Source organism: [Borrelia] finlandensis, from assembly GCF_030438365.2.
Taxonomy (GTDB): domain Bacteria; phylum Spirochaetota; class Spirochaetia; order Borreliales; family Borreliaceae; genus Borreliella; species Borreliella finlandensis.
In genome coordinates, this window is sequence record NZ_CP124070.1 from 784,018 (window position 1) to 804,754 (window position 20,737).

The 20,737-nt window shown below is 27.7% G+C and carries 19 protein-coding genes and 3 tRNA genes; 8 read left to right on the forward strand and 14 right to left on the reverse strand.

What is annotated here, in order from left to right; all coding sequences use genetic code 11:
* Nucleotides 1-20: 20 nt before the first annotated feature.
* Both QIA19_RS04295 and QIA19_RS04300 read left to right on the forward strand, forming a co-directional pair.
* A complete protein-coding gene (locus QIA19_RS04295; RefSeq protein ID WP_301366064.1) occupies nt 21-1,718 on the forward strand; it encodes a PQQ-binding-like beta-propeller repeat protein in 1,698 nt (565 codons plus the stop codon).
* Nucleotides 1,719-1,823: 105 nt separating this feature from the next.
* Nucleotides 1,824-3,926, forward strand: a complete 2,103-nt coding sequence (locus QIA19_RS04300; protein WP_301366065.1) for a P83/100 family protein — start codon at nt 1,824-1,826, stop codon at nt 3,924-3,926.
* An 84-nt stretch (nt 3,927-4,010) separates the two neighbouring features.
* Here the strand turns inward: QIA19_RS04300 and QIA19_RS04305 are convergent.
* Together QIA19_RS04305 and QIA19_RS04310 are read right to left on the reverse strand one after the other, a co-directional pair.
* Nucleotides 4,011-4,083, reverse strand: a tRNA-Pro gene (locus QIA19_RS04305).
* 7 nt (nt 4,084-4,090) lie between these two features.
* Nucleotides 4,091-4,164: transfer RNA gene (locus QIA19_RS04310), tRNA-Arg, on the reverse strand.
* A 102-nt stretch (nt 4,165-4,266) separates the two neighbouring features.
* On the opposite strand from QIA19_RS04310, the gene QIA19_RS04315 reads away from it, so the two are divergent.
* Nucleotides 4,267-4,902, forward strand: a complete 636-nt coding sequence (locus tag QIA19_RS04315) for an endonuclease III domain-containing protein (RefSeq protein ID WP_008882185.1) — start codon at nt 4,267-4,269, stop codon at nt 4,900-4,902.
* 8 nt (nt 4,903-4,910) lie between these two features.
* On the opposite strand, the gene QIA19_RS04320 is transcribed toward QIA19_RS04315, so the two are convergent.
* Genes QIA19_RS04320 through QIA19_RS04330 form a run of 3 tightly spaced genes read right to left on the reverse strand, consistent with a single transcriptional unit; the run spans nt 4,911 to nt 7,216 of the window.
* The gene (locus QIA19_RS04320) at nt 4,911-5,771 is read right to left on the reverse strand and encodes an ABC transporter permease subunit (protein WP_008882286.1); all 861 of its coding nucleotides are present in this window, start codon (nt 5,769-5,771) and stop codon (nt 4,911-4,913) included.
* The gene (locus tag QIA19_RS04325) at nt 5,771-6,751 is read right to left on the reverse strand and encodes an ABC transporter permease subunit (protein ID WP_301366067.1); all 981 of its coding nucleotides are present in this window, start codon (nt 6,749-6,751) and stop codon (nt 5,771-5,773) included. The genes QIA19_RS04320 and QIA19_RS04325 overlap by 1 nt, the downstream gene beginning before the upstream one ends.
* A 6-nt stretch (nt 6,752-6,757) precedes the next feature.
* A complete protein-coding gene (locus QIA19_RS04330) occupies nt 6,758-7,216 on the reverse strand; it encodes a septum formation initiator family protein (RefSeq protein ID WP_008882200.1) in 459 nt (152 codons plus the stop codon).
* 98 nt (nt 7,217-7,314) lie between these two features.
* Here QIA19_RS04330 and QIA19_RS04335 point away from each other — a divergent pair, with 98 nt between their 5' ends.
* A complete protein-coding gene (locus QIA19_RS04335; RefSeq protein WP_301366069.1) occupies nt 7,315-8,583 on the forward strand; it encodes a hypothetical protein in 1,269 nt (422 codons plus the stop codon).
* A 220-nt stretch (nt 8,584-8,803) separates the two neighbouring features.
* Here QIA19_RS04335 and QIA19_RS04340 read toward each other — a convergent pair whose 3' ends face one another.
* The 6 genes from QIA19_RS04340 to QIA19_RS04365 all read right to left on the reverse strand — a co-directional run bounded on the left by QIA19_RS04340 (nt 8,804) and on the right by QIA19_RS04365 (nt 15,237).
* Nucleotides 8,804-9,817: a DUF4340 domain-containing protein gene (locus tag QIA19_RS04340; protein ID WP_301366070.1), complete on the reverse strand. Its 1,014-nt coding sequence runs from the start codon at nt 9,815-9,817 to the stop codon at nt 8,804-8,806.
* Nucleotides 9,818-9,836: 19 nt separating this feature from the next.
* Nucleotides 9,837-11,345, reverse strand: a complete 1,509-nt coding sequence (locus tag QIA19_RS04345) for a GldG family protein (protein WP_301366071.1) — start codon at nt 11,343-11,345, stop codon at nt 9,837-9,839.
* A 4-nt stretch (nt 11,346-11,349) separates the two neighbouring features.
* Nucleotides 11,350-12,084 (reverse strand): ABC transporter permease, encoded by a 735-nt coding sequence (locus QIA19_RS04350; RefSeq protein WP_008882192.1) that lies wholly within the window; start codon nt 12,082-12,084, stop codon nt 11,350-11,352.
* Nucleotides 12,081-13,010 (reverse strand): ABC transporter ATP-binding protein, encoded by a 930-nt coding sequence (locus QIA19_RS04355; protein WP_301366072.1) that lies wholly within the window; start codon nt 13,008-13,010, stop codon nt 12,081-12,083. Before QIA19_RS04355 ends, QIA19_RS04350 begins: the two co-directional genes overlap by 4 nt.
* Before the next feature lie 8 nt (nt 13,011-13,018).
* Nucleotides 13,019-13,978 carry a ribonuclease Z gene (locus QIA19_RS04360; RefSeq protein WP_008882261.1) on the reverse strand — a complete coding sequence of 320 codons (960 nt, stop codon included), beginning with the start codon at nt 13,976-13,978 and terminating at the stop codon, nt 13,019-13,021.
* 191 nt (nt 13,979-14,169) lie between these two features.
* Complete coding sequence (locus tag QIA19_RS04365) at nt 14,170-15,237, reverse strand: NAD(P)/FAD-dependent oxidoreductase (RefSeq protein ID WP_008882208.1); 1,068 nt, start codon at nt 15,235-15,237, stop codon at nt 14,170-14,172.
* Nucleotides 15,238-15,438: 201 nt separating this feature from the next.
* On the opposite strand from QIA19_RS04365, the gene QIA19_RS04370 reads away from it, so the two are divergent.
* The 3 genes from QIA19_RS04370 (at nt 15,439) to QIA19_RS04380 (ending at nt 16,892) form a co-directional block, all read left to right on the forward strand.
* Complete coding sequence (locus tag QIA19_RS04370) at nt 15,439-16,035, forward strand: ATP-dependent Clp protease proteolytic subunit (protein ID WP_301366074.1); 597 nt, start codon at nt 15,439-15,441, stop codon at nt 16,033-16,035.
* A 46-nt stretch (nt 16,036-16,081) separates the two neighbouring features.
* Nucleotides 16,082-16,741 carry a hypothetical protein gene (locus QIA19_RS04375; protein WP_008882203.1) on the forward strand — a complete coding sequence of 220 codons (660 nt, stop codon included), beginning with the start codon at nt 16,082-16,084 and terminating at the stop codon, nt 16,739-16,741.
* Nucleotides 16,742-16,808: 67 nt separating this feature from the next.
* Nucleotides 16,809-16,892 (forward strand) — tRNA-Leu (locus QIA19_RS04380).
* Nucleotides 16,893-16,904: 12 nt separating this feature from the next.
* On the opposite strand, the gene QIA19_RS04385 is transcribed toward QIA19_RS04380, so the two are convergent.
* The gene (locus tag QIA19_RS04385; protein ID WP_008882219.1) at nt 16,905-17,762 is read right to left on the reverse strand and encodes an undecaprenyl phosphate translocase family protein; all 858 of its coding nucleotides are present in this window, start codon (nt 17,760-17,762) and stop codon (nt 16,905-16,907) included.
* Nucleotides 17,763-17,801: 39 nt separating this feature from the next.
* Entirely contained in the window at nt 17,802-18,131 is a 330-nt protein-coding gene (locus QIA19_RS04390) for a nucleoside triphosphate pyrophosphohydrolase family protein (protein ID WP_008882255.1), read from the reverse strand.
* A gap of 110 nt (nt 18,132-18,241) precedes the next feature.
* On the opposite strand from QIA19_RS04390, the gene QIA19_RS04395 reads away from it, so the two are divergent.
* The gene (locus QIA19_RS04395) at nt 18,242-19,129 is read left to right on the forward strand and encodes a LysM peptidoglycan-binding domain-containing M23 family metallopeptidase (protein WP_301366077.1); all 888 of its coding nucleotides are present in this window, start codon (nt 18,242-18,244) and stop codon (nt 19,127-19,129) included.
* 247 nt (nt 19,130-19,376) lie between these two features.
* Here QIA19_RS04395 and QIA19_RS04400 read toward each other — a convergent pair whose 3' ends face one another.
* Nucleotides 19,377-20,735, reverse strand: a complete 1,359-nt coding sequence (locus QIA19_RS04400) for a sigma-54-dependent transcriptional regulator (RefSeq protein ID WP_008882166.1) — start codon at nt 20,733-20,735, stop codon at nt 19,377-19,379.
* Between the last annotated feature and the right edge of the window lie 2 nt (nt 20,736-20,737).

Genomic DNA, 20,737 nt, shown 5'->3' on the forward strand with positions numbered 1-20,737 from the left:
AACTCAAAAGGTTTTTTATTTTGAGAGGTCTACTTTTCATATTTGTGTTTTCATCTTCTTTTTTAAGGCTTTATTCTGATATTAATTTATATTTTCAAAAAGCATTAACTGGTAAAGTTGCAGGCAATCCAATTATTGATGAAAAACGTGATACCATTACAGTTTTAACAAAAGATAGATGGTTGACTACTTATACAATGTCATTTGAAAAGAAATATTCTTATAGATTAAATAGAATGCCATATCCTTTTCTTTTGAAAGATTTTGATAATGGGTATTATGTTATTACAGTTAGAAATGAAGTTCAAAAGATCAGAAGAGGAAAACTCGTTTGGAAGTATAAGCTTGATTTTTCACCTTTGAGCTCTCCTGCCATAGGGAATGATAGCATTTTAGTTCCCCTTGTTAATGAAAAGGTTGTTTCTATTGATTTAAATAGCGGTAAAAAAATGTTTGAGGTTGACATAGGTGGTAGGCCTGCTACTTCTCCTGTAGTTTTTGATAATGGGGATTTTTGTATTGCAAGTGAAAATGATGAAATATTTTTGTTTGATTCTTTGGGTAATAAGAAATGGTTTTCCAGGTTAATTGCTTTCCCTTTTTTGTTAATGATAAATACAAAAAAAGAGGTAGTCGTTGGGCATAAGTCAGGGCATATTGTTGCTTATGGAAGAGATTTTGGGGAAGTTATTAGCTCTATTAAGTTGGATTTTCCTATTAATTTTTTGTTTGAAAAGTTTAATGGTGAATATGTCGCAATTTCAAATGTTGGTATGTTTTTTGATTTGAATAGAAACTTTAAGCTTAAATTTAAAAAAAAAATGAACTTTGAGATTGAGAAAGCTGTTCTTTATAATAATAGAAATCTTTTGATTTTAACCAAATCAAATGGAATTTTGTCTTTTGAAGAGGATTTTGATATATCTTTTTCAGATACTAAACTTAAGGGCTTGTCAGGGCTTAGTGCTAATTCAGGTATTCTTGTCTTAGGGGGAGATGATTGGATTCTTAGTACTTATTATTACGAATACGACAGAGAGCTTGATGTTAGTGTTTGGAACCATTTTGGAGGCAATAAATATAATCAAGGCAGAATAGATTTAAAAGAAAAGCGTTTTGTAGATTATGATAAAAATTATTTACTTCTTGAAGAGATCCTTAATTCTAATTATAGTGATGCTGCTTATAATAAATTTTTAGAGATTTTGGATTTTCTTGCAGCTGAACATGGAAATTTTCCCGCAAAATATTTAAATTTATATGAAAAAGCTTTTAATGTGTGGCTTTTGCCAGAAAAGAGGTTTGATAGAATTGCTTCAAGGGGTAAGCTTTATAGATATTTTGTATATATTAATGATAAAGCCGCAATTAAGAGTTTTATTAATTTGGCAATTAGAGAGAGAGATATTAATAATATAATTACCATAGTCCAAACTATTACTAAATTTGAAAGTTATTATGGGCAAGATTGTATTATATATAATTACATCCAAAATATAGTGTTAAATTATCAGGGTAATTTAGAAATAGCTTATTCTGTGATTTTAAATTTGAGAAATATAATTTTAAATTCAACAGCCGAACTTCTTAAACTTTGTAAGCATAAGTATATAAAGTTATTAATGTTTATGAGGCGTCAAAATTTTTCTGAAAATATTAACAAGTACATTAATGAAATTATTTCAAGCATTCAAGATATTTCAAGTACCCAAGATTGAATTAGCTGTTTTGCATATAAATCCGATTGTGTTAAAATTAGGTTTAAATTGGTGAATTTAGTTGGTAAGGTAGATTATAATTAAATTTATAGGAGAATTTCTTTTATGAAAAAAATGTTACTAATCTTTAGTTTTTTTCTTATTTTCTTGAATGGATTTCCTGTTAGTGCAAGAGAAGTTGATAGGGAAAAATTAAAGGACTTTGTTAATATGGATCTTGAGTTTGTAAATTATAAAGGCCCTTATGATTCTACAAATACATATGAACAAATAGTGGGTATTGGGGAGTTTTTAGCAAGACCGTTGACCAATTCCAATAGCAACTCAAGTTATTATGGTAAATATTTTATTAATAGATTTATTGATGATCAAGATAAAAAAGCAAGCGTTGATGTTTTTTCTATTGGCAGTAAGTCAGAGCTTGACAGTATATTGAATTTAAGAAGAATTCTTACAGGGTATTTAATAAAGTCTTTCGATTATGACAGGTCTAGTGCAGAATTAATTGCTAAGGTTATTACAATATATAATGCTGTTTATAGAGGAGATTGGGATTATTATAAAGGGTTTTATATTGAGGCTGCTTTAAAGTCTTTAACCAAAGAAAATGCAGGTCTTTCTAGGGTTTATAGTCAGTGGGCTGGAAAGACACAAATATTTATTCCTCTTAAAAAGGATATTTTGTCTGGAAATATTGAGTCTGACATTGATATTGACAGTTTAGTTACAGATAAGGTGGTAGCAGCTCTTTTAAGTGAAAATGAAGCAGGTGTTAACTTTGCAAGAGATATTACAGATATTCAAGGCGAAACTCATAAGGCAGATCAAGATAAAATTGATATTGAATTAGACAATATTCATGAAAGTGATTCCAATATAACAGAAACTATTGAAAATTTAAGGGATCAGCTTGAAAAAGCTACAGATGAAGAGCATAAAAAAGAAATTGAAAGTCAGGTTGATGCTAAAAAGAAACAAAAGGAAGAACTAGATAAAAAGGCAATCAATCTTGATAAAGCTCAGCAAAAATTAGATTCTGCTGAAGATAATTTAGATGTTCAAAGAAATACTGTTAGAGAGAAAATTCAAGAGGATATTAACGAGATTAATAAGGAAAAGAATTTACCAAAACCTGGTTATGTAAGTTCTCCTAAAGTTGATAAGCAGCTGCAAATAAAAGAGAGTCTGGAAGATTTGCAGGAGCAGCTTAAAGAAACTGGTGATGAAAATCAGAAAAGAGAAATTGAAAAGCAAATTGAAATCAAAAAAAGTGATGAAGAACTTTTAAAAAGTAAAGATGATAAAACAAGTAAAGATGGCAAAGCCTTAGATCTTGATCGAGAATTAAATTCTAAAGCTTCTAGCAAAGAAAAAAGTAAAGTCAAGGAAGAAGAAATAATCAAGGGTAAATCACAGAAAAGCTTAGGCGATTTGAATAATGATGAAAATCTTATGATGCTAGAAGATCAAAAATTACCCGAAGATAAAAAATTAGATAGTAAAAAAGAATTTAAACCTGTTTCTGAAGTTGATAAATTAGATAAGATTTCCAAGTCTAATAACAATGTTGGCGAATTGTCACTGTTAGATAAGCCTTCTTATAAAGACATTGATTCAAAAGAGGAGACAGATAATAAAGATATTAATTTACAAAAGACTAAGCCTCAGGTTAAAGACCAAGGTACTTCTTTGAATGAAGATTTGACTACTATGTCTGTAGATTCCGGTAGTCCTGTATTTTTAGAGGTTATTGATCCAATTACAAATTTAGGAACTCTTCAACTTATTGATTTAAATACTGGCGTTAGGCTTAAAGAAAGCACTCAGCAAGGCATTCAGCGGTATGGAATTTATGAACGTGAAAAAGATTTGGTTGTTATTAAAATGGATTCAGGAAAAGCTAAGCTTCAGATACTTGATAAACTTGAAAATTTAAAAGTGGTATCAGAGTCTAATTTTGAGATTAATAAAAATTCATCTCTTTATGTTGATTCTAAAATGATTTTAGTAGCTGTTAGGGATAAAGATAGTAGTAATGATTGGAGATTGGCCAAATTTTCTCCTAAAAATTTAGATAATTTTATTCTTTCAGAGAATAAAATTATGCCTTTTACTAGCTTTTCTGTGAGAAAAAATTTTATTTATTTGCAAGATGAGTTTAAAAGTCTAGTTATTTTGGATGCAAATACTTTAAAGAAAGTTAAATAACTTTACAGTTAGATTAAATTTGTATAAATTGTTAAAAAACTAAAAAAGCTAAAAACTTTTGTTTTTAGCTTTTTTAATATTTTTTCGGGATGGTGGGATTCGAACTCACGATCCCCTGCTCCCAAAGCAGGTGCCTTAGCCACTAGGCCACATCCCGAATGAAGCGCACCAATTAGGACTCGAACCTAAAACCTACAGATTAGAAGTCTGTTGCTCTATCCAATTGAGCTATTGGTGCATTTAAAATTCTAATGATGAGTATATCATTTTGAAAAATCCTTGTCAATAAAGTCTAGATACCTTTACTTTGTATATTTTTTATTTTTGTTTTGTGTTTATAATGTTTTATAATTTTTTTATGATTAATCTTGATTTGATTGTTGATGAAACTTTGTTTAGATATCCTGATGTTAAACCTTTTTTAAATTATAAAAACAATTATGAACTTTTAATAATGGTTATTTTAAGTGCAAGAACAACAGATAATTTAGTGAATAAAATTTCTCCGTACCTTTTTGAAAGGTACGAGAATTTTGAAAGTTTATCAAGAGCAAATGTGAGAGATGTTGAAAAATTAATTTATAAGACTGGCTTTTATTCAAGAAAGGCTAAAAATATTGTGAATTGCTCTATTGATATTTTAGAAAAATTTAATGGTGTTATTCCAAATAATATTTTTGATCTTATTAAGCTACCTGGAGTAGGTCGAAAAACAGCAAATGTTATTCTTGGGTCTGTTTACAATAAACCCGCAATTATTGTAGATACTCATTTTAGTAGAGTTATTACAAGACATGCTCTTTCTTTGGAAAGTTCTCCTATTAAGATTGAATTGGATCTAAAAAGAAGAATAAAACCTTGTAAACAGTATAGATTTTCTATGGCTATTAATAAGCATGCAAGAGAAATTTGTACTTCTAGAAATGCAAATTGTGATAATTGTTTTTTAGAAAAATTTGCTCCAAGAGTTTGTTAATTTTTTATTTAAGATGATATTAAATGTTTCATTTTTTTTCTTAGCTTAAAATTTATAATTGCTAGTATTATGTTTATGCCTATTAGTATGAGTAGGGGATTGATCCATATCCATAGATATTTATTGCCCATTTGCATATAGTTGAGCAGTTCTCCAAGACTGGGATATAGATTTTTATCTTGTTTTTGTAAAAAGCTTACTACTTCAAAAGTAGTAAGACTTCTTCCCATTTGCAATGGGATTATAGATGATATTGATGAGAATACTTCTGGAAAAATATGATACAATATTATTCTAATTTTGCTTGCTCCCATAGCTTCGCTGGCTTTAATATAATCTAAATTTTTTATTATTAATGTATTATTTCTTGCAATAAAAGCAAATCTAATCCATCCATGAATCAATGCCAATAGTGTTGCTGTTTGAAGCATATTGTAAGTTTTTTGTTTTAAAAAGTAGTAAAAAACTAAAGACACAATGTAAAAAAAGGGTAATGTTTGCAATGTTTCAATTGGTTTTGAAATCAGCATACAAATTTCAAAACTAAACATGCCAATAATTGTTCCAATAAATATTCCAATTATTGCAGAAATTGTTGCGTAGCTTAGTGAAAGTAAAATAGAGTTTCTGGTTGCAATTATTAATCTTGCCATAATATCTCTTCCCATTTTGTCGATTCCTAATGGGTTGTCTTTTGTGGGTGGCATAGGTACATTTTTAATAGATTTTAAATAGACTTTATTTGGATCTTTTTTATAGATTGCAATTTTTGAATTTTCATTAACCAATGACGGAGTAATAATTAGCAACACAATAAATATATTAAAGAGTACGATATAAATTTTTTTTATTATTGTATCTGGTTTCATTACTTTAGAGTGTCCTTATATGGGTTAATTTTGTAAATTAGTATATCTGTTATTATATTTGGAATAAGCATAATGAAAACACCAATAAAAATCAAATCTTTAGAAATAGCATAATCGTTAAATTTCAAAGCATTTAAATATAATGCCCCAATTCCATCAATTTCAAACATTGATTCAATCATTGATGCTCCAAAAAAAGCGGTTGTAATAATAGGTCTCATGTTTGTGAGCAGTGGCGTTATTGATGGAATTAATGCATGTTTTAAGATTATTTGCAATTTATTTATTCCTCTTGATTTTGCAGCTTTTATATAAAATTCTGATAAAGTTTTGTCAAGAGATTGTTTAAAAATTACAGAATTAAATATGAAGAATGAAAAAAACCATGCAAATCCACCCATTATTAAATTTTTTGGATTTAAATTAAGGTAATATATTAAAGACAATATTAAAAATACTGTTAAGTTTCTTGGCATGGAGTGGAGCAATAGCATTAAATATTCTAGAATATTATTTATTAGATTATTTTTTATGTAAATTTTCCAAATTATAATAAGGATTATTGCTGCAATATAAGAGAGTAGGGCGCCTGGAATTGAGACTTTTAAAGTATTAAATATTTTTTGAAAAATTATTTTAGTAGTTGGCTTTCCTTTGCTCAGCAGAGAGTATCGATGATCGCCCCACAGTATTCCCTCATTTTTTGTTTTGTATATTATATATGAATTGCCAGCTATATGCTTTAAAAAGCAATCTTTTTCTAATTTTGATTTAGGGTTAAAGTCATGTATCAGGGCATATCTTTCTATACTTTTATATACTCCAATGTATTGTAAGTAATTTTTTATGACATTTGTTTTAACAAAAGGAGTATACTGTTGTTCATTTGAAAAAAGATTTACTAACGATACGCAAAAAAATGATGCACAAGTTAAATTAATTAATAAATATATTGTATTTTTTAAAATAAATATTTTCAATAAAGACTAATCCTTAGAGTTGTTGGAAGCAAGCTTATTGCTTTTTGTAATTTTCTTGGTTTGGATAATGCAGCTTGATAAAAAATAATAAATTAAACCTATTGCTATTGATATAAGGTAAAAATTTTGATTCTTGGAAAGGGGTTTTTGTAAGGTTAATATTTGCCCCTGGTTATATTGATCTTTATTATTGTTGGTTTTTATTACTGTTGAGTTTTTTGGGTAGTAGCCCAATTTTTTAGCTTCTTTTAGAATTTCTGATTTAGATACTTGTAGGTTAATATATCTTGCTTTTAATTCTTTTTGAATTTCTTTTAGTTTTTCGATGTGATTTTTTATTAATGTTAAGTTGTTATCCAATTTTTGATAATTAACAAATCCTCTCTCTCCAAATATGGGAGCTATTATAAAGTAGCTTAGTATTCCTGAGTAAAAAGACATTGCAATTTTTTTATAAATAGCCATATAGCTTGTAATTATATTCTTAATATACTATATTTACAAGTAGTTAAAATTGGTTTAGATTGTAGTTTTATTGAGTAGTTTTGGAGAGCAAGTTTGGCATGAAGGAAAGTGTTTTTTTTATCAAAGAAGGTCCCAAGGAAGTTAATTTTGATATTGAAAAGGTATTTTTAAGAAGTGAGTCTGTTGATATTGTTTCTACAGCTCCAGATAATCTTAAAACTTTTTTAGATGAAAAGCTGTTAAAACTCGATAACATCTTAAAAGAAAGGCACGGCGAGCTGATTAATTGTTTGAAGGGCGTTGAGCTTCGTGTTGAGAGAGTTGAAAAAGAAATGCTTGATAATACTCTTAAGCTTGTTCAAAGGGATTTTATTTCTTATGATTCGAAGGATTTTGAAAAAAAATCATCCGAGACGGATGATTCATTTTCCAAAAAAGAAGATAATTTGCCCAATATTTCTATTGGTCAAGAAGAATTAGATGCGCTGCTTGAAGGTATTAATTATACTCCAAAAGAAAATGAAGAAGTTCAGCACGATGTTAAATTTAATAGAGATAAAGATTTGAATTTGACTAACAATTTGCATGTGGCTGATAATTTTTCTAATAATATTCTTAAAAAAGAAGATATTAATGTTGACAGTGATAATGTGTCCATAGGAAATATGGAGTTAAATAATAATAACGATCACAGTGAAAAATTTGAAAGCTTTGCTACAGAGCAAGATAAACACCTAGATTCTGTTAATAAAAATTTGGATAATAGTTCTTCTTTAGGACATGAAGTGGAAGCAGAAGATCCCTATTCTATTGCTAGCGATAACTCTAGAAAATTGGAGAGCTTTGTAGATAATAAACAACGTTTGGATTTAATTGATGAGAATGAAAACATTGAGCATGAGAATGGTGATAATTGTGCGATTCTTAAAAGCTCTGGTGAACGTTTTGAGTCAAAAGAATTTGATGATTTTGAAAATATTTTAAAAGAGGATCTAGATTCTACGGTTGCCGAAGGCTCTTTTTCTAATGCTGGAGAGAAAAATTTGCATGATAATTTGAGAGATAAAGCAGATCAAGATCAAAGCCATGATGTTGCTAATTATGAAAAGCCCAGCTCTCAAGGCATAACTAATGACCCTTTTCCTTCTAATTTTAATTTTAATGATGTTGAAAAGGTTGTAAGCAAATTTAATGCTGAAGAATCTTTAAGTAATGTTATGCTAAATAGCGATGAAAAAGCCATATTAATAAATTTTATTGATAGGGTAGAAAGTGAACTTGAGTTAAATCCTAATAGAAATATTTTTAAAATTAAACAAGAGTATGAAGTTTTAAAAAAAGTTAAATTTTTACTTACTAAAGGTTAAAAATCCATTCGTTTAAGTTCTATTTTTTATAAAAATTCTTAAATTAATTTTTGATAACTGAACGGTTTGTTTGATATTAATATTAATTTTAATTTAAAGATATGTTAGCAAAGTCAAACAACATCTTATCTTCTGATAAAATGTTGTTTTTGTCATGGTATATTTTGATTATATTTATTTTTATATGTTTTTCTTTTAATGCTTTTTATGTATAGCAAGATTAATCTGCATTGTTTTGATGTTCATGATGATCTTCTTGATTATCGTTGCTAGAAATATTATCTTTTTCTGTTAATTTTTTTTCTAAGTCGAATACATCAAAAAAAGTCCATTTACTAGTCATGTAGTAATATTCATCTTTATCTTTTTTGATTAATATGTCTTTGTCATTTTCTTCGTTTTTATTAAAATAAACTTCAATATTATTGACACTTTTATTGCTCCATTTGACTTCAATCTTGTATTGAAGATTATAATCATCTATTTTAGATTTATCAATTTCAAGTCCGTCAGCTTTAAATTCAGCAATAATATTTAAAGGCCTTTCTTTTGTCATTTTTTGGTTATTTAAAAAATAAAGGCCATCTTTAGTGATAATCTCATAGTTATTATTTATGTTATTTTCATTTTCCTTGTTTAATTTTCTTATTATTTTGAATGATAAATTTTCTAATTTTGTGTTTTTTTCTTGGAACAATGTAGTATCTGAAAATGTATTGTAAGAATTCCCTTTGTATGATAAGAAAATGTTTTTTGTTAAGTAAACATTTTCGTCACTACCTTTAATGTATGCCAGTCTTGAATCGCCTTCTCCTGATTTTCCAACAAAAATTTCTGTTAGCAGCTTATTATTATTGTCAAATAATTTAAAGCTTGGTTTTTCTCCAATTCCCAGTTCCTTATGTTTTTTTTGATCTCTACTTACAAGTTTGTTTTTTTGAAGCTCGTCTAATGCTTTGATTAGAGAGTTAACTTTTTTGTTATCAACAGGAATATTTTGTTTATTGTATGTTAGCATCCAATCTTTGCCAAGTTTTGTTAGCGTTCCTTCAAGCTCTGTTTCAATTTTAGAAATTAAATTAAAGTCAAAATCAAAAAATTTTTCTTCAAGAATCCTTGCCACTTTATTTTCATTTGAAAAAATTATTCCCAATAAGAATGTAGATGTTAACACTACTATTATCAATATTTTTATTTTTTCTTTATTGATTGAGAATATTTTTGGTTTTGTCATAAACACTCCTTTGTTCTTATTAATTTGCTTTTCTTTTTCTAGTAAATCTAATAAGTCCAAATATTAATATTATTGTTGGAAGAATAATTAAGTTAATAATTATTAATGAAAACTTTGCGTTGACCATTTCGTTTGAAGAGCTTGCAAATTTTAATTTAGCTCGTACCTCTCTGGATTTAATATTAAAAAATTCTTCCTTTTGCATTAAATAATCCGAAATTCTTCCTGATAGTTCAAAGTTTGATGGAGAACCGTTGTACATATAATCACTAAATATCATGCTTGATCCTGTTAGGATTATTTTAGAATTTTTGGAATATTGATCTTTATAAGGACTTTTAATTTTTCCTTCAATTGCATATCCTAGTATTTTAGTTTTATTCTCTTCAAATTTATTTGGAACTTCAAATGCATTCAAAGATATGTTTGAAAGGTTAGGTTCTTTAACTTGCCATGATTGTTTGGAACTTGCAAATAGAGGGAAAAATTTTACTTCTGTTGCATCTTTTTTTATAAGTTCTAATGAGCTGCTCCAAGGAATTGTAGCGGTATAAAAATTTTTAAGTAATGGCATGTCTTTTTTTACAATATTGCTTTTGTCTATTAAGATCCATGGATAGTAAGTTTGGAAATTGCCACCTAAAAAGATTGTGGGTGCTCTTTTATCAAGAATAATATTATCGTTGTATTTTATCCCATAGCTTTCAAATAGATCAAATAGGCTGGATTTAATGGGAGTTATGCCATATGGATTTTGAGGATTGTAGTCAATTGTGCTTGTTGCAACAAATATTTTTCCATCATTAACAATAAAATCGTCAATTTTTTTTGCAATTTCTTCGTCAATTTCTTTAGCGCCAATAATGAATAATCCATTTATATCTTTTCTAATGTCTTCTAATTTTTCAGTTTTTAAATCTATTTCTTTTATTTCAATTCCAAATGCTTTTTTCATTATTTCGGAAAAGTTTTTATGTGCTTCTTTTAAAGTGTTGTCTCCAAAAGCAAGTCCTAAAACCTTTTTTGTATTGTTTATTAGCTTGTCAAGTCCATTTGCAAGGTCATATTCTAAATTGCTGATTTCTGTTACAACCGGTATTACTTCTCTTTTTCCCTCGTAAATAATCTCAATTCCTGAGTATATTTTGAGTATTGAAAGCTGATTAATATCTCTTAAGTCGATTTGCTGAGAGGGAATACCAATGTGCTCTAATGGTGTTGAAATTTTATCAGCGTCAATTTCTTTATAAATTACCTTACCTTTTGAAGCATCAGAAAAACTTATTAAAAAATTTTTTATTTGGTTTGGAAAAGCAAAATAGTTTTCAAGGCTTCCTGAATTATAATATGTTATATATATTGTTTCATTTGCGCTTGAGAACAAATTTTTTGTAACTTTAGATATTGTAAAAGCTTTGTGTTTTGTAAAGTCTATTTTAAAAATGAAAATAGATATATTACAAAAAATCAAAAAGATTATTGTAAGGTTCAAAGTTAGGTTTAAAACTTCATTTTCTTTATTTTTCATAAATTTATCTCCATTTTTTTAGTGTTATGCTGTGTGTGCTTAGTATTAGAAATGTGATTGTGAATGTAATAAAATAAATAAAGTCTGATAGGTTTAATATGCCCATATTAAAATAGCTAAAGTGATTAGTTATTGAAACAAAATTAAGCATTTCTCCTATTATATTTTCTTTTCCAAAGATCATAACCAATTTCCCAGAAAATAGTATTAATATCAATGTAAATACGGTAAGAATGTAAGAGACTATTTGGCTTTTTGTAATGGAGGATATAAATGTTCCCATGCTTAGCACAGAAAGAGAATAAAGAATTATCCCTAGATATTGAAGCAATATTATCCCAAGATCAAATTCGCCCATGAAAATTGTCATTATTGTAAGAGGTAGGGTAAGTGAGAATAGTATTAAGGTAAATATTTTAAGCGTAATAAATTTGCCCAAGACTATCTCTTGAGGGCTTAGCGGTAGAGCATAAAGAAGTTCAATGCTTCCTGTTTTGTGTTCTTCTGAGAATACTCCCATGCTAAGTGCTGGCAGTACCAACATTAAAATAATAGGCATTGAAGAGAAATAAGAGGTAAGAGATGCATTGTCTTTAATAAAAAATCCTGATAAAAAAATAAATGAAAAGTTTATGAATATTAAAAAAAATAGCATCACAACGTATGCAGTTGGAGTTCCAAATAATATTTTTAGTTCTTTTTTAGAAAGCGATAAAGATTGCTTTAAATCTATTTTCATTTTTCTCTCTCCTTGGTTAATTTGCTAAATATCTTTTCAAGGCTTTCATGTTTTGGAATCATTGCTTTTAAGATTATATTATTTTTTACTATGTAGCTAAAGAGGTCTTCTTCTGTTTTGCCTTGAGATAGTTTTAATGAAATATTTAAGTCTTTTTCGTGTTCTTCAAGCTTTATTAATGAAAAAATATCATTTTTGCTGTTGAAAATTTTTTTCTCATTTTCAGATTTTTTTAAAACTATTAATTCTATTTCAATCTCTTTAAGTTTATTTTTAATAATATTTTCTTTTGTGTCATCAGCAACAATTACTCCGTTGTTGACAATAATTATTCTTTTACAAATAGATTCTACTTCGCTTAGTATGTGTGAAGAGAATAATATTGTACTTTCTTTTGCAAGCTCTCTTAAAAATTCTTTAAATTCAATTATTTGATTTGGATCAAGACCATTTGTTGGCTCATCAAGTATTACGAGCTTAGGATTGTTTATTAAAGCACCAGCTATTCCTACTCTTTGTCTAAATCCTTTTGAAAGTTGAGAAATCAGCTTATCTTCAACTTCTTTTAATTTAAATATGCTTATTACTCTGTCAATTTCTTTTTTTAATTTTTTAACACCTTTTATTTCTGATATAAACTTTAAGTATTCTTTAACAGAAAGCTCTGGATAAAGAGCTAGTTTTTCAGGAACATATCCTATTTGCTGTAGTATTTCTTTCGAATGCTCTACAATGTCTTTTCCAAAAATTTTTACATTACCTTTGCTTGGATAATGAAATGATGTTAAGATTTTGATTAATGTGGACTTTCCGGCTCCGTTTGGGCCAAGTATACCAAGTATTTCACCTTCTTCAACCTTAAAGCTAACATTAAATAGTGCTGTAAATGGCCCATACATTTTAGTAACTTTTTCTACATTTATCATATACCCTCCTATTTAATAATAAAGTTATTTTTGTTTGCTTCAAGCCTCATTCCATCTCTTGTTAAAAAAATTTCTCCGTCTGGATATTCCAATTTTGCCTCCTTTAGTAAGTTTTCAAGATCTTTTCTTAATGTATATCTTTCACTAAAATGGATAAGTCCCGTTTGTAAAACTTTTGCTTGCTTGACAATATTTGCAGCCTCGCCAGCTGTTAAGTGAAGTTTTTTATCGGCTTCTTTTTTTAGCTCATTTTTAAATGTGCTTTCAATTATTACAAGGTTAAAATTTTTGATTTGCTGTATAAGTTCTTTAAAATAACCAGTATCTGTAATGTATGCAACTTTTAGTCCTTTTTTAGATTTTCCAAGTATTTCTGATGGCTTTATAATTTTCCCGTTTACCAATATTTCTTTTCCATCTTGTAGGGCTTTTCTAATAGGCCCTTTAGGAATATTTAGCTCTTCTGCTTTTTCTGTGTTGAATTTGCCGGGTTTATCTTTTTCTATAAATAAATATCCAACACATTCTATTGAATGTTTTAGTTTGGTGTATTCAATTTTTTTTGTTTTATCTTCATATATTATTTTTTCGGTTTTATCTATGATTATTTCTTTATAAATTATTTCATAGTTTTTATATATTTTAAGCATATTTATATTAGCTTGTGTATAGGTTTTTATTCCAACAGGTCCAGCGATTATTAATGGCTCTTTTCTTGTTTCTCCACTTTGTGACATTAGCATTACTATTCCAAGTAGTCCTGTGATGTGGTCAGCATGTAAGTGCGTAATGCAAATCATTTTTATTTTTTGCCAGGATATTTTTTGTTTCCTTAAAGACATTTGGGTTCCTTCACCACAATCGAATAAAAAGTTATCTCCATTGTATTCGATTAGTACGGATGACAAATATCTATTGTGGAGTGGCCTTGTTCCTCCAGTTCCTATGATATTAATATTAAATCCCAAAGATCATTCTCCTGGTTTATTTTGAAAGTGTCAATTAATTTTATTTGCTTTGTTAAATCTTGTTTCACTCTTAGTTTCTCTTTGGATAAGAATTATTTTAGCTTAACTTAAACATTATATTATTTTTTTATGAATTTAGAAATATTAATAGTAGTCGTTTGTCAGTATGTATGGATTTAAAAATTTTGATTTTAAGAATGATCCAAAATATTGTAATATTTTGCATATCTTTTAATATTGTAATGATTTGGAATTTTGTCAATTTTTTCAATATTATTAACTAATAAATTGGATAAGTATGGAGCCATAGATATGCCCCTTGTTCCAAAACCATTTAATATAAAGATATTTTTATGCTTAGGGTGTTCCCCCAAGAAAGGTTCTCTGTCAAGGGTTGAAGGCCTTATATGTGCTTTTTGAGCAATGACCTTACATTTTAGATTTGTTATTTTTTTAAATTTTTTCAATAGCTCTAATTTTGCCCATTCATTTGTAAGTGTATTCCAAGTGTTCCATTCGTAAGTGCCTCCAAGGTAAAATTTATTGCCTTTTAAGTGAATTAAAGATACGTGTCTATTGTAAATCTCTTTAAAATTTAATTTTTTGCATTCTAATATAATGATTTCGCCTTTTGCAGGCTCAAATGGGAGATAAGAAAAAAATCCTTTGAGTTTTTCTTTATACCCTTTTGCAAATATTAATTTTTCAAATTTCAAATCTTCTATTTTGAAAAAACTTTCTCCAAGTTTAATTTTATTTTCGTTTATATTTTTGCTTATGTAAGAATTTTTTTCGATTAAGTATTTTTTAATATTTTTTATATATGTTTTTGTATTAACCCTGGCGCCTTTTATTATCATTCCGCCGTTAGAGTCGTTTGAGAAATTGTAAGTTTTTCCATCTTGTATTTTTAAAATAAAGTTTGTTATGTTTTTATTATTTTCAAGTTTATCAATCAGTTCATTTTTTTGATTTTCAGTAGTAAAGGGTCTAAAGATATTTTTTTCTATAAAAAAGTTGGATTTAATGGTTTTTTCAATTTCTTGATAGTAGTTTTTTGCAAATTCAAAAATATGTGGTTCTTTCCAGGCAATGTTCATTTTTCTACCCATAATAGGATTAATAAGCCCGCCCGCCACTATTGTTGCTTTTGTATCTTCATCATCAAAAAGAATTACTTTTTTATTTCTTTTAAGCAGTTCGTAAGCAACGGTGCTTCCCGCTATTCCCCCTCCGATAACTGCAAATTCATGGTGCATTATAAGCTCCTTTTTAAATTTTACTTAATTTGTAAAATTTAGAGTATTTTTTGACTTTGATGAAGCTTAATTAAAGATTTATTAGTCTTTTGCTTTTCAGAAATTAAGTGCAATTGTTTAATTTTTGTGCTTTTTTATCATTTAAAAACCTTTTATTTTCAATTATAATATATCATTATGTTTTTGTATAAGGGATGTTTTATGACCGGGAAAGAAGATAATGATGCTTGTGTTTTGCATGATAAATCATTGAAGTTAGTTTTAAAGAGCAGATCAATAGTTATTGCTGGTGAGATTACTAAGGATGTTTCCAGGCTTTTTCAGGAAAAAATATTATTGCTAGAGACTCTAGATTTTAAAAAGCCTATATTTGTGTATATTGATTCAGAAGGAGGCGACATTGATGCTGGATTTGCTATTTTTAATATGATTCGTTTTGTTAAGCCTAAAGTTTTTACAGTTGGAGTAGGGCTTGTTGCTAGCGCTGCTGCTTTAATTTTTTTGGCTGCAAAATTAGAAAATAGATTTTCACTGCCCTTTGCCAGGTATTTATTGCACCAGCCCTTGAGTGGATTTAAGGGAGTTGCTACAGATATTGAGATTTACACTAATGAGTTAAATAAAGTTAAAAAAGAGCTTAATAATATTATTTCAAAAGAAACGGGTCAAAAAATTTCTAAAATAGAAAAGGATACTGATAGAGATTTTTGGTTGGATAGCAGCGCTGCAAAAAAGTATGGGCTTGTATTTAAAGTTGTTGAGACAAAGTATCAACTTGAAGAGTTTATTTCCGCTTAGTGTTTTATTTTTTTCCTGTAGTGTTGTAGATACAGATTTTAGTGTTTTGGAGCTTAAGGTTGCAAATTTTAATTTAAATGATGACTCTTCTCAAGGGTTACTTGATTCTGCTTATAATATTCTAAATCAAAGTTTTGATTTAATAATTATTAAGAATCTTGAGAATAAAAATGTTCTTGATTTAATTAATAATAGAGTTTTATTTAGAGCTTTTAAGAATGCTTATTTTATTGATCAAGGTAGGGGTCTTTCTGTTAGCATTCTTTCTAAGCGCAAAATAAATATTAAAGTTTTAAGTTTAATGCAAGATTCTTGCGATTTAAAATTAGGATTGCTTGTGGATTTTAAATTTGAGAATAATCACTATGGTATTGTTATTTATAATTTAAGCAAGGATTTTATTAAAAGTATTGCCAATTTGCAAATTAGTGAACAAATTTTATATTTAAAAGCCCAAATGGATAAATTGATGTTCATTTTAGATGAATCTGAATTTGTTATTTTTGATTTATTAATTAAAAATGGATTTTTTAGCTTAATAAATGATTCAAACGACATTTCAATGTTAGCAAATAAAATTGATTTTAGAGTTTTTTCTAATTTTTTTGCTAGGGTTTCTTTATATTCATTTATGTTTGTAATTGCAGATTATTTGCATAGCAATTATGTTGTTGAAAATTTTCCTCAAAAAATAGTTATCAATTGAGTTTTTATATTTATTTTCTTGTTTAACTTGACATTGCAATATATTATTATTTATTATATTATTCTATGCCGAAGTGGTGGAATTGGTAGACACACAGGACTTAAAATCCTGAGGAGGAAGCTCCGTACCGGTTCAAGTCCGGTCTTCGGTATTTTTAAATTTTTTATTTATGTTTCTCAGCCAATTTTTTGTTTATAAAGATTCCCAGTATGAATGATGTTCCCAGAGATGTAAAAGATGTAAAGCCGATTTTAAAGTTCAATTTTAATACAATTAATATCATTTGTAGAATTGATCCAAAAATTAAGCCTTTTGATAAATAAATAAAATTATTTAAGTGCTTATCTATTATTTTCTTTATTATTAATATTGATGTAATTATTCCCATTGTTGCAGCTGCTGCAAATATTGTAATAAGAATAATGTTAAATTCAGACACAATAAGTATTATTTCTTTATAAAAGCCAAGTAGCAAAAGCATTGCAGATCCTGAGATTCCCGGTAAGATCATTGATGCTCCGCTTATTGTTCCAGAGGATATCAATAATAAGTAATATTTTATTGAGTTTTTGTCTTTAGGTATTGTACTTTGCAATTGTATATTAGATTCTTTGAGTATTAATAATAGCACGATAATGCTCATGCCAATAAAAAACAATAAATTATTTAATATTTTTGTATTACTATTTATTTCTTTTATAGATATTTCTGTTTTTAGTGTTAGTATATTTCCAAATGCTAATCCTATGAAAAATACTATTAGCAGTGCTTCTATTATTCCATTGTCAAAAGCATAAGTTTTAAATATTTTTGCAGTTAATAATATTGAGGTTAACATTCCTGTTGTCAAAATAGTTAAAAACATTAAATTTTTTTTAATTTCTGTGAGCTTTAAGATTTCTGAGATGGAGTTTATTATTTTGTAATAAATTTTTAATATTAAAGCCAGTGTTCCCCCAGAAACCCCTGGGATTATGTTTGCAATTCCAAGTAAAATTCCCTTGATATAAATATTAAGCATTTTTATTTTTAAGCTTTGAGTATTTTTAATTTAAATGCCTTATCTGTCATCGCCTTCGCCATTTATTGTTCCATTTTCATGTCGTTTTTGTATTTTTTTTAGGTTTGTAAGGGCAACATCTTCAAGCGTAATGCCTAAATTATTACTTAAACTTGACAAGTACCATAATACGTCCCCAAGCTCTTTTTTAATTGATATTAAATACTCATCATCAATAATGTAATTTTTATCTCTTCCCAATTTTTTTATTTTTTCAACAACTTCTCCAGTTTCACCAGCAAGGCCAAGTGTTGTTAAAATTAATTCTTCTTTTTTACTTTTGTATTTAGCAGTTTTTTTTGCTTTTTCTTGGTATTCGTTTAGTTCCATGTTGAGAGACAGTTTATTACAGTTTGTTATTATTTGCAAGTCCAAATAGGATTTATTTTTTTTATGTTTTTTATTATATTTGATTAATTAATCGTTAAAGAATTTATAGTATGAGTAAAATTTTTTTATTATTTAATGCAGTTTTCTTTTTTTTAAAAATAATTTATGTTTTTTCTTATCCAGAAATAAAAAATTTCTCAAGGCAAGATCCTGTTTTTTCTGATCTTAAAATTAAAGTTTTAAAATATAATAAAAAACAACATATTCCTCTGTTTTTTTACTCATATAAAGTTAAAAAAGGGGATACTTTTTTTAAAATTGCCAATAAAATAAATGGATGGCAGTCTGGCATTGCTACTATTAATTTATTAGATTCTCCTGCTGTGAGTGTTGGGCAAGAGATTCTTATTCCTAGTAAAAAAGGAGTTTTTGTTTTTGATAGTAAAGATTATAGGTTTAATAATTTGCTTTTAGCAACAAGGGATCTTGCTAAAGCTGAAAAGGTAAAAATTAAAAAGAACGACAGAGTTTATGAATTTTATTTTTTTGATTTTGTTAAGAATCCAGATTTTGGACTTTTTTCAGGCACAGAGTTGCTTTTTTTCTTAAATGCCAATTTTATTTTTCCTTTAAAAAAATTTATTGTTAGTTCTGATTTTGGATTTAGAAATGACCCTTTCACTGGCAATAAAAGTTTCCATACGGGAATAGATCTTGCAGCTCCAATGAATACTGAAGTGTATTCTTCTTCTTCTGGAATAGTTATTGAAGCTGGATATAATGATCTTTATGGGAATTTTGTTGTGGTTGGGCACAAAAACAATATTAAATCTCTTTATGGGCATTTAAATTTATATTCTGTAAAGATAGGCGATTTTGTTAAATCGGGAGAATTTCTTGGAAGGGTTGGGCAAACGGGTCGCGCAACTGGTCCCCATTTGCACTTTGAAATATTAAAAAAAAATATTCCTATTAACCCTTTAAAGTTTTTAAAGTAAGTCAGGCTCTGCAGCCAGCTAAATATATTGAATTATCAAATTGTATTGATTATTAATAAATAATGGTGTATAATTATTTGTTTGATAAAAATATTTTTACACTTTTGCGCCATAATTTTAAAAGAAAGTGTTTCATTTTAATATAATTATTGGCATTAAAAAATTTTTTGGTTTCAAAAATATACATGTAATTTAAAACAGTATTATTTTTTTGTACTCATTATAATTTAATAATTTAAAATAAATCCTATTGATCAATATTATATTCGATTATTTTATTGTGTAAAGTTTTTCTTCCTATTTTTAGTATTTCTGCGCATTTGCTTTTGTTGTTCTTGGAATGAAAAAGTGTTTGTTTTATTATTTCTTTTTCAGCTTCTTTTAGGCTAATTCCTATTGGTAGTGTTATTTTAAATATAAGATTTTCATTATTTTTGATTTTTGCTGGTAAATCTTCTTTAGTGATTTGTTTGCCTTTTGATAATATTAATGCGCTTTCAAGTACATTTTTTAATTCTCTAATATTTCCTGGCCAATCGTAATAATAGAGAGCTTTCATTGCATCATTAGAAAGAGTTTTTTCTTCTCTATTGTTTTCCTTTGCGACGTCTTTTATTAGTATGTTTGTTAAATAGGATATATCATCTTTTCTTTCTCTTAAAGGTGGTATGTTTATATTAATGATATTTAATCTATAAAATAAATCTTCTCTAAATTTTTCCTTTTTAATTTCCTCTTCAATGTTTTTGTTTGTTGCAGCTAGAAGCCTGATATCAACTTTAATTGTAGCTTCTCCCCCAACGCGTTCAAAAGTTTTGTTTTGCAGTACTCTTAAAAGTTTGACTTGAATTTCAGGTGAAATTTCTGCTATCTCATCAAGAAAAATTGTGCCTTTGTTTGCAAGTTCAAATCTGCCTTTTTTTTTGGAAATTGCTCCAGTGAATGCTCCTTTTTCATGGCCAAAAAGTTCACTTTCAAGGATGCTTTCAGAAAGTGCAGCGCAATTTACTTTTATAAATGGTTTGTCATTTCTATTTGAAAGATCAAAAATAGCATCTGCTATTATTTCTTTACCAACACCGCTTTCTCCCGTTATAAGAACAGATGCATTTGATTTTGCTATTTTTATTACAAGTTCAAAAATTTTTTGCATTAATAGTGATTTTCCCATGATTTTTTCATAGTATTTTAGATCTTTTCTTATTAGTATATTTTCTAAATTAGCATTTTCATCATCGTTATTTTCTTTTTTGTTTAGTGATCTTTTTATTATTAGCAAAAGTCTTTCAAGGTCTAAGGGCTTTGTTAAAAAATCATAAGCACCCTCTCTCATGGCATCTACAGCAGAATCAACTGTTCCGTGGGCTGTTAGAATAATAAAAGGTATTCCCAAGTTTTTTTCTTTAACTATTTTGAGCAATTTTTCTCCAGATATCTGGGGCATTCTCAGGTCAGATATTATTACGTCAAGATTTTCATTTTCAATTGTTTCAAGAGCTTCTTCTCCGTCGCTAGCAGTGAAAACAAAATATCCTTCATCCTCAAGATAAGTAGCAATTCCTTCTCTAATATTCTTTTCATCATCAGCTACAAGTATTTTGCTCATTT